Here is a 7,079-nt window from a genome sequence, read left to right as displayed (position 1 = left end):
CGCTGCTATCTGGGCTATGGGATTACGTTTCTACTAATAAATCTATCTTTTTCGACGACAATACCCTTTCTTCTTCACCATCATCACTATTCTATTGACTTACTAGGACCTACTCATTTTCATAAAAAACTAAGCTAATTTTTTACTACATTGCAGTAACTAATTATTTTCCACATGAAAACCGACACTAAAGACCAAGAAAAATACCAGAAAGATTTAGAAAAAACATCAAAACAAATTGATGGCGTAAGCGAATACCGAGACATTTTAAGTCGTGTAATCCATGAGGGTGAAGCCATTTTTAAAATAAAAAATAGAGCATTAGGTCTTAGTGCCATTATTGCTGGACTTGAGATAGGTTTTAGTTATTTCCTGCTCTGTTCGCTACATTATTTACTCACAGGAAAAGTAGGTGAAAACACTATTTTCAAACTATTTAGTTTGGTGTATCCTGTTGGTTTTATCCTTGTCGTTGTTGGAAAATCGGCACTTTTTACAGAACAAACATCGGTACTGACGTTACCTGTATTAAACGGACAACGAAAATTCATGGAGCTAGTTCGCATTTGGGGAGTAGTAATTCTGGGCAATGTGGTTGGAGGAATATTATTTACTTTGTTTATCGCGTATCTCGGACCTAAATTAAAATTGTTCACACACGAAACGATGGTCACGATTGGTGAACACGTAGTGCATTATGATGCTTGGGTATTGTTTTTAAGCGCCATAGTTGCGGGTTGGTTAATGGGTTTATTAAACTGGTTGCTCAATAGTACCATTAATTCGCTCACTCGAATTTTACTTATATTTTTAATAACAGGTGTAATTGGCTTTGGAGGATTTCATCACAGTATTGTGGGGAATATCGAAGTTTTTGGTGCTTTGTTATATTCTGATACCGTTCATATACTAGATTATGTGACCTTTCTAGCGTTAGCATTGGTTGGAAATAGTATTGGTGGTGCTATTGTGGTTGGATTATTCAAATACCGAATATTTGAATCGAATTATAAAATATAAATCAAATCTAATCATCCATAAAATGACACTTAAACGAGAACAAATCAGCACTGGATTTATTATGGCAGGAATAATGAATATCACAGGCGTATTACTTTTTTCCAGAATATTTACCAATGCTGTTATCCCGCAATATGACGCTCAAGCGATGTCCAATTTTGGCCTACTTATGATTGTTGTTTGGGGTTTTACCTATATCGCTGTTGCTAAACAATTTCACCAACTAAAATGGTTGATTGCCGTATTCACGATTGAAAAAATAATTTATGCAACCCACTGGACCAATTGGATCCTGAACAATAAGATCGCCGAAGTATTTGAAAAAGATAGCATGGCGGGTATATTTTATGCCATTTATGGTATTAATGACTGGATTAGTTTTTTGTTTTTCCTATTTGTTTTTATACAACTGAGTCGAAATCGAATTTGATAATAGCCATAAGTAATGGCTACTTTTATTACTCAATACTAAAAAGCTAAAGAATCTTTTCCCCAATTTAGTTAGCATTATCTGAAACTAGCTGCGCTAAAATACTGTATAAATTAACTACCATTGCTTCGTGCCTCGCAATGACTTTGCTCAAAGTCGTGGGTGTGCATGGAAATCCAGAAAACTAGAATCTTACCTCTTATTAATGTACTTTGGTCGTTATGAAAATGAAACGCGATGAATAGCCCTGATGGGAGCGGCATCCTCGTAGCGTAGCGAAGAGATACAGCAGACAGCAGGACGAAACGTTCTTTAGAAAATAAGTGCTGTGCTCCTAAAAAGGATACAAAAACTTCGCGTTGATAACTCCCAAAGATTTCACTTCCTTACTAATTTCTAAAACCTTAATTTGCGCACTTAAACAAAAAGTATAAAATGAAGGTTTGCATTGCCGAAAAACCCAGTGTCGCGCGAGAAATTGCAGCTGTATTAGGAGCTAACACCAAGCGTGACGGCTACTATGAGGGGAACGGTTATGCGGTAACGTACACTTTTGGTCATTTATGCACCTTGAAGGAACCCAACGATTATAAACCGCATTGGAAAAGTTGGGACTTGAATAATTTACCTATGTTACCCGATAAATTTGAAACAAAAGTAGTTGCGAATACGGGTATCCAAAAGCAATTTAAAATTGTAAAAAGTCTGTTTGATAAAGCTACTTTAGTGATTAATTGTGGGGATGCGGGACAAGAGGGAGAACTGATTCAGCGGTGGGTTATGAACGAGGCCCAATACAAAGGCGAAGTGCAGCGATTATGGATTTCGTCATTAACTACCGAGGCCATAAAAGAAGGATTTAACAATTTAAAACCTTCGGCTAACTACGATAATTTATATTACGCAGGCTTTTCGAGAGCGATAGGCGATTGGTTACTAGGCATGAATGCTACCCGTTTATATACGGTCAAATACGGTGGTTTCAAGCAGGTCTTATCCATTGGACGCGTGCAAACTCCTACCCTAGCCATGGTTGTCGACCGATTTAAAGAAATTGAGAACTTTAAACCACAGCCTTATTGGGAACTGCAAACTTTATACAGAGAAACGCTGTTTAATTATGAAGAGGGTCGGTTTTTAAATAAAGAAGATGGTGCAGTTTTAGCCAACAAAGTCAAAGAAAGCGAGTTCGAAATTATATCCGTAGAGAAAAAGAATGGTAACGAATTCGCTCCCAAACTTTTTGACCTTACGGGCTTACAAGTGTATTGCAATACGAAGTTTGGGTTTTCGGCTGATGAAACGCTCAAAATTGTCCAAACCTTATACGAACAAAAAGTAGTCACCTACCCAAGAGTTGATACCACTTTTTTACCGAATGATATCTATCCTAAAGTAGCGGGGATTTTACAAAATCTCACCAATTACGCTACTTTAACAGAGCCTTTATTGGGTAAAAAAATAAAAAAATCGCCCAAGGTGTTCAATGATAAAAAAGTTACCGATCACCACGCCATAATCCCTACTGGGATTCAAAATAACCTACAATACAACCAGCAGCAAGTTTATGATATCATCACGAGACGATTTATTGCTGTATTTTATGATGACTGCCTAGTTGCCAATACCACAGTAATGGGCAAGGCAGCTGACGTTGTTTTTAAAACTACCGGTAAGGAAATTATAAAGAAAGGGTTTCGTATCGTCTTCGATACTTCGACTCAGCCTGTCTTGAGCGAAGCCGAAAGGCTCAGTATGACAGCAAAGGAGAAAGAAGCCGACCTTTTACCTCGTTTTATTGTAGGCGAAAAAGGACCACACTTACCCTCATTTTTAGAAAAAGAAACCAAACCACCCAATCAATTTACAGAGGCGACTTTATTGCGTGCCATGGAAACCGCGGGAAAACAAGTCGACGACGAAGATTTACGGGAATTGATGAAGGAAAACGGTATTGGTCGTCCTTCTACACGAGCCAATATTATTGAGACGCTTTTTAGACGACAGTATATCGTTCGCAATAAAAAACAAGTTTTACCTAGTACCACTGGTATTCAGCAAATTGATACGATTCAGAATGAATTAGTCAAATCAGCCGAATTGACTGGATCGTGGGAAAAACAGTTGAAAGATATAGAGAAAGGGGATTTTACTGCTGCATCTTTCATTAATAATATGAAAAAAATGATTGCTGTTTTAGTAGATGAAGTAAGGTTAGAAACCAGACGCACAACAATTTCGCATGCGGCAACGGTACAAAGTGAAGCTGCGAAAGTGGTTAAAATAAAAGCAGCTGGAATTACAGCGGAGACTTGCCCAAAATGTAAAAAGGCAACCTTACTCAAAGGGAAATCAGCTTTTGGATGCGCCAATTATAAAGCAGGTTGCACATTTGTATTACCGTTTACTTTTGCAGAGAAAAAAATATCTGAGAATCAATATTTGCGCTTACTGCAAAAAGGATCAACCGTGAATTTAAAAGATTTCAAAACAGAAGCCGGTACTGTGGAAGGTTTATTGCGTTTTGACGATCACTTTCAATTAAAATTAGAACCCAAAAAAGTCATTGAAAAAAGTGTGCAAAATGATTTAAACTGCCCTAAATGCCTTGAAGGAACAATCTTAAAAGGCAACAGCGCCTACGGTTGCAGTCAGTATAAGTCAGGATGTGATTTTAAAGTTGGATTTGACGTAGTTCGTTTAAAACTAAAAGATCAAAAACCATCTAAAGAACTCGTTCATCAAATATTAAAGGAGAATTACTAAAAAAGAAGTTGCCTTATTTTTAAACTGTACTTTTAAAACAAGCTACAGTTTAGTTCACAACTCCACGGCAAGAGATTATTAGCAAGTATATTCTGCTATTCATTTTTTTACTAATATTGCAGACTGAATTTCATCAACCTTTCAAAATAGAAAACATGTATAAAAAAATGCCTTTACTGTTGTTAGCCTTTGCTTTTATTAGCTGTAAAAATGGTGATTCAGATACAAACGAAAAAGAAAAAATAAAATCAGCTCATTGGCTTTTAGGAAGTTGGGAAAGCAAATCAGCAGAAGGTGTTTTGTCAGAGACTTGGACAAAAACTAATGATAGCACTTTTCAAGGACAGTCCTATTTCATCAAAGAAAAAGATACCATTCATTTTGAAACAATTGTCTTGCAACAAAAAAGCGAAGCTTTAACCTATAAAGCAACGGTAAAAGGTCAAAACGAAGATAGACCCGTTTCTTTTTTATTCACGGAAACTGTGGCTAACCAACTTGCTTTTGAAAACCCAAAACACGACTATCCTCAAAAAATCACCTATCAAAAAGATGCTAAAAATAATTTAGTAGCTACCATTTCAGGTTTGATTGATGGTAAACAAAGTACCGAAAAATATACTATGGCAAAAAGCAAATAGGCTGAGATGCTGAAAATAAATTATAACCTCACTCCTAACAGTGAGGTTTTTTATTTACAAAATAATTGTCACCAAAGTACTTCCTAACTAAAATACTTATATTTACTTCCTTTTAAAAAAGACCTGATAAATCAATTTAAATCAAAATCATACTATGTCAAATAGCAGTATCACTAAACCCTTTCTAATCGCTTTCGCTTTAGTCGCTTCACTTAGCTCATGGTCACAAAGCATCCTTCCTCCTAGTATAGAATGGCATGGAAAAAGTGAAAAATTAATTGCTAAGCCAAATAATGCGTGGATTACACCTACTGAAAAATCGGGTTTTAAAACAACTCCTACTTACGATGAAGCCATCAGTTGGTTTAAAAAACTAACTGATGCCTCGCCGTTACTATCGATGGTCCCGATTGGTACAAGTATTGAAGGAAGAACAATCTATATGATTATGGGAACAAACAATGCTAATTTTGATCCCGAAGCATTGAAAAACTCTGGAAAACCAACATTGTTTGTGCAAGCAGGAATCCATTCGGGTGAAATTGATGGTAAAGATGCCGGAATGATGCTTTTAAGAGATATTGCCTTTGGAGGAAAAAGTAACCTTTTGGACAAGGTAAATTTTTTATTCATCCCCATTTTGAGTGTTGATGCACACGAAAACGCCTCTCCTTACAACCGACCGAATCAAAGAGGACCTGAAAATATGGGATGGCGTACCAATGCACAGAATTTAAATTTAAACAGAGATTACGCAAAACTAGATACTAAAGAGATCAAAGCGGTCGTGAATGTAATGAATCAGTACAAACCCGACTTGTACATGGACATTCACGTAACTGATGGAGCCGATTATCAGTATGATATCACCTTTGGAGGTGTTGGTTTACAAGGTAATTCTCCTGGAATCGCGAAATGGCTTGATTCAACGTATAAGACCAAAACCGATCAGTATTTGACAGCTAATGGTCATATTCCGGGTCAATTGTTATTTGCAGTAAACGACCGTGATTTTACCGAAGGAAATATTTTAACCTCTGGCGGACCTCGATTTTCAGACAGCTACGGTAATCTGCGACACATGGCTTCTATTTTAGTAGAAAATCATTCTTTAAAACCTTTTAAACAAAGGGTATTGGGAACTTATATTTTGCTAGAAAGCACCTTATCTCTTTTGGCAACCGAAGGAAAAACATTGCAAGCAATTAGCGCCAAGGATAAAACCTTGAGAGATTCTAAAGTTCCTATGGCATGGAAAGTTCCACAAATGGAAACTGCCGTACGATTTGATAATTTAAGTGATTTACAAAGTAGCATCAAACCAGTGCTAGCAGCTGATAGCTTGGTATTCTCTGGAATAGCTTCTCGAATTTTAAAATCACCCGTTACTAATGGAGAATATGTAGAATGGCTGGGTAAACCAATCAAACAAAAAATAGTCAATTATAAAGCTACTGAACCAATTGATTTTATAAGTCGTCCAAAAGGATATTGGATTCCGGCTTCCAGCGATGTGGTTATCGAGCGCTTGAAATTGCATGGTATTCAGATGGAAACACTGGAGAAGCCACGAGAATTAACACTAGAAATGTATCGTATTGAAGACGCCAAAGTCGAAGATGAAAACCAACAAATAAAACCTTTTGAGGGGCGCATGCAAGTAAGCGGTACCACAAGATCGATAATGAACACGATGGTTTATCCTAAAGGTTCGGTTTATGTTTCAACAGATCAGCCTTTGGGAGATCTAGCAATGGTTTTATTGGAACCGCTATCTAAGGATTCTTTTTTTAGATGGGGATTTTTCCTCTCTATTTTTCAACGAACAGAATATATCGAGCCTTATGTTATGGAACCGATGGCAATTAAAATGCTACAAGAATCTCCTGCACTTAAGACGGAATTTGAACAAAAGCTCGCGACTGACACTACATTTGCTAAAAACCCCAATGCGATCTTAGGTTGGTTTTATAGTAAAACTAACTATTACGACAAACGTTACCTTCTTTATCCTGTCGGCAGAGAATTGTAATGTTACACTCTAAGAAAAACACCATCATTCGGTTCAGCAGATACTACTTTATTTGGGCAATCACGATCTTCGTAACGGAGATTGGTATTGCCCTTAACCTTCATGATAACTTTATACGGCCTTATTTTGGGGATTTTCTTGTCATTATTCTCCTCTATTGTGCAATCCAATCGGTAATTGCGTTTTCTAA

At 36.8% G+C, this 7,079-nt stretch carries 6 protein-coding genes; 5 read left to right on the top strand and 1 reads right to left on the bottom strand.

What is annotated here, in order from left to right; all coding sequences use genetic code 11:
• Window positions 1–174 precede the first annotated feature (174 nt).
• The 5 genes from P8M54_RS06360 (at window position 175) to P8M54_RS06340 (ending at window position 6,889) form a co-directional block, all read left to right on the top strand.
• Window positions 175–1,020 carry a formate/nitrite transporter family protein gene (locus tag P8M54_RS06360; RefSeq protein WP_300286384.1) on the top strand — a complete coding sequence of 282 codons (846 nt, stop codon included), beginning with the start codon at window positions 175–177 and terminating at the stop codon, window positions 1,018–1,020.
• Between the two features lie 22 nt (window positions 1,021–1,042).
• Complete coding sequence (locus P8M54_RS06355) at window positions 1,043–1,450, top strand: hypothetical protein (protein ID WP_300286381.1); 408 nt, start codon at window positions 1,043–1,045, stop codon at window positions 1,448–1,450.
• A gap of 435 nt (window positions 1,451–1,885) precedes the next feature.
• The gene (locus P8M54_RS06350) at window positions 1,886–4,216 is read left to right on the top strand and encodes a type IA DNA topoisomerase (RefSeq protein WP_300286379.1); all 2,331 of its coding nucleotides are present in this window, start codon (window positions 1,886–1,888) and stop codon (window positions 4,214–4,216) included.
• 155 nt (window positions 4,217–4,371) lie between these two features.
• Window positions 4,372–4,857: a DUF6265 family protein gene (locus P8M54_RS06345; protein ID WP_300286377.1), complete on the top strand. Its 486-nt coding sequence runs from the start codon at window positions 4,372–4,374 to the stop codon at window positions 4,855–4,857.
• Window positions 4,858–5,011: 154 nt separating this feature from the next.
• The gene (locus P8M54_RS06340; protein WP_300286375.1) at window positions 5,012–6,889 is read left to right on the top strand and encodes a M14 family metallopeptidase; all 1,878 of its coding nucleotides are present in this window, start codon (window positions 5,012–5,014) and stop codon (window positions 6,887–6,889) included.
• A 2-nt stretch (window positions 6,890–6,891) separates the two neighbouring features.
• Here the strand turns inward: P8M54_RS06340 and P8M54_RS06335 are convergent.
• The coding region (locus P8M54_RS06335; RefSeq protein WP_300286373.1) for a hypothetical protein at window positions 6,892–7,079 on the bottom strand (188 nt) is incomplete at its 5' end.

It is taken from the genome of Flavobacterium sp. (assembly GCF_029242675.1).
In the GTDB taxonomy this organism is placed as follows: domain Bacteria; phylum Bacteroidota; class Bacteroidia; order Flavobacteriales; family Flavobacteriaceae; genus Flavobacterium.
Note: the sequence above shows the minus strand (reverse complement) of the source record. Positions and strands in the feature narration are given on the sequence as shown.

Excerpts from the sequence above, each read along its gene's own strand:
- P8M54_RS06350 (WP_300286379.1), top strand. The coding sequence starts at position 1,886 with ATGAAGGTTTGCATTGCCGAAAAACCCAGTGTCGCGCGAGAAATTGCA.
- P8M54_RS06360 (WP_300286384.1), top strand. The coding sequence starts at position 175 with ATGAAAACCGACACTAAAGACCAAGAAAAATACCAGAAAGATTTAGAA.
- P8M54_RS06340 (WP_300286375.1), top strand. The coding sequence starts at position 5,012 with ATGTCAAATAGCAGTATCACTAAACCCTTTCTAATCGCTTTCGCTTTA.
- P8M54_RS06345 (WP_300286377.1), top strand. The coding sequence starts at position 4,372 with ATGTATAAAAAAATGCCTTTACTGTTGTTAGCCTTTGCTTTTATTAGC.
- P8M54_RS06355 (WP_300286381.1), top strand. The coding sequence starts at position 1,043 with ATGACACTTAAACGAGAACAAATCAGCACTGGATTTATTATGGCAGGA.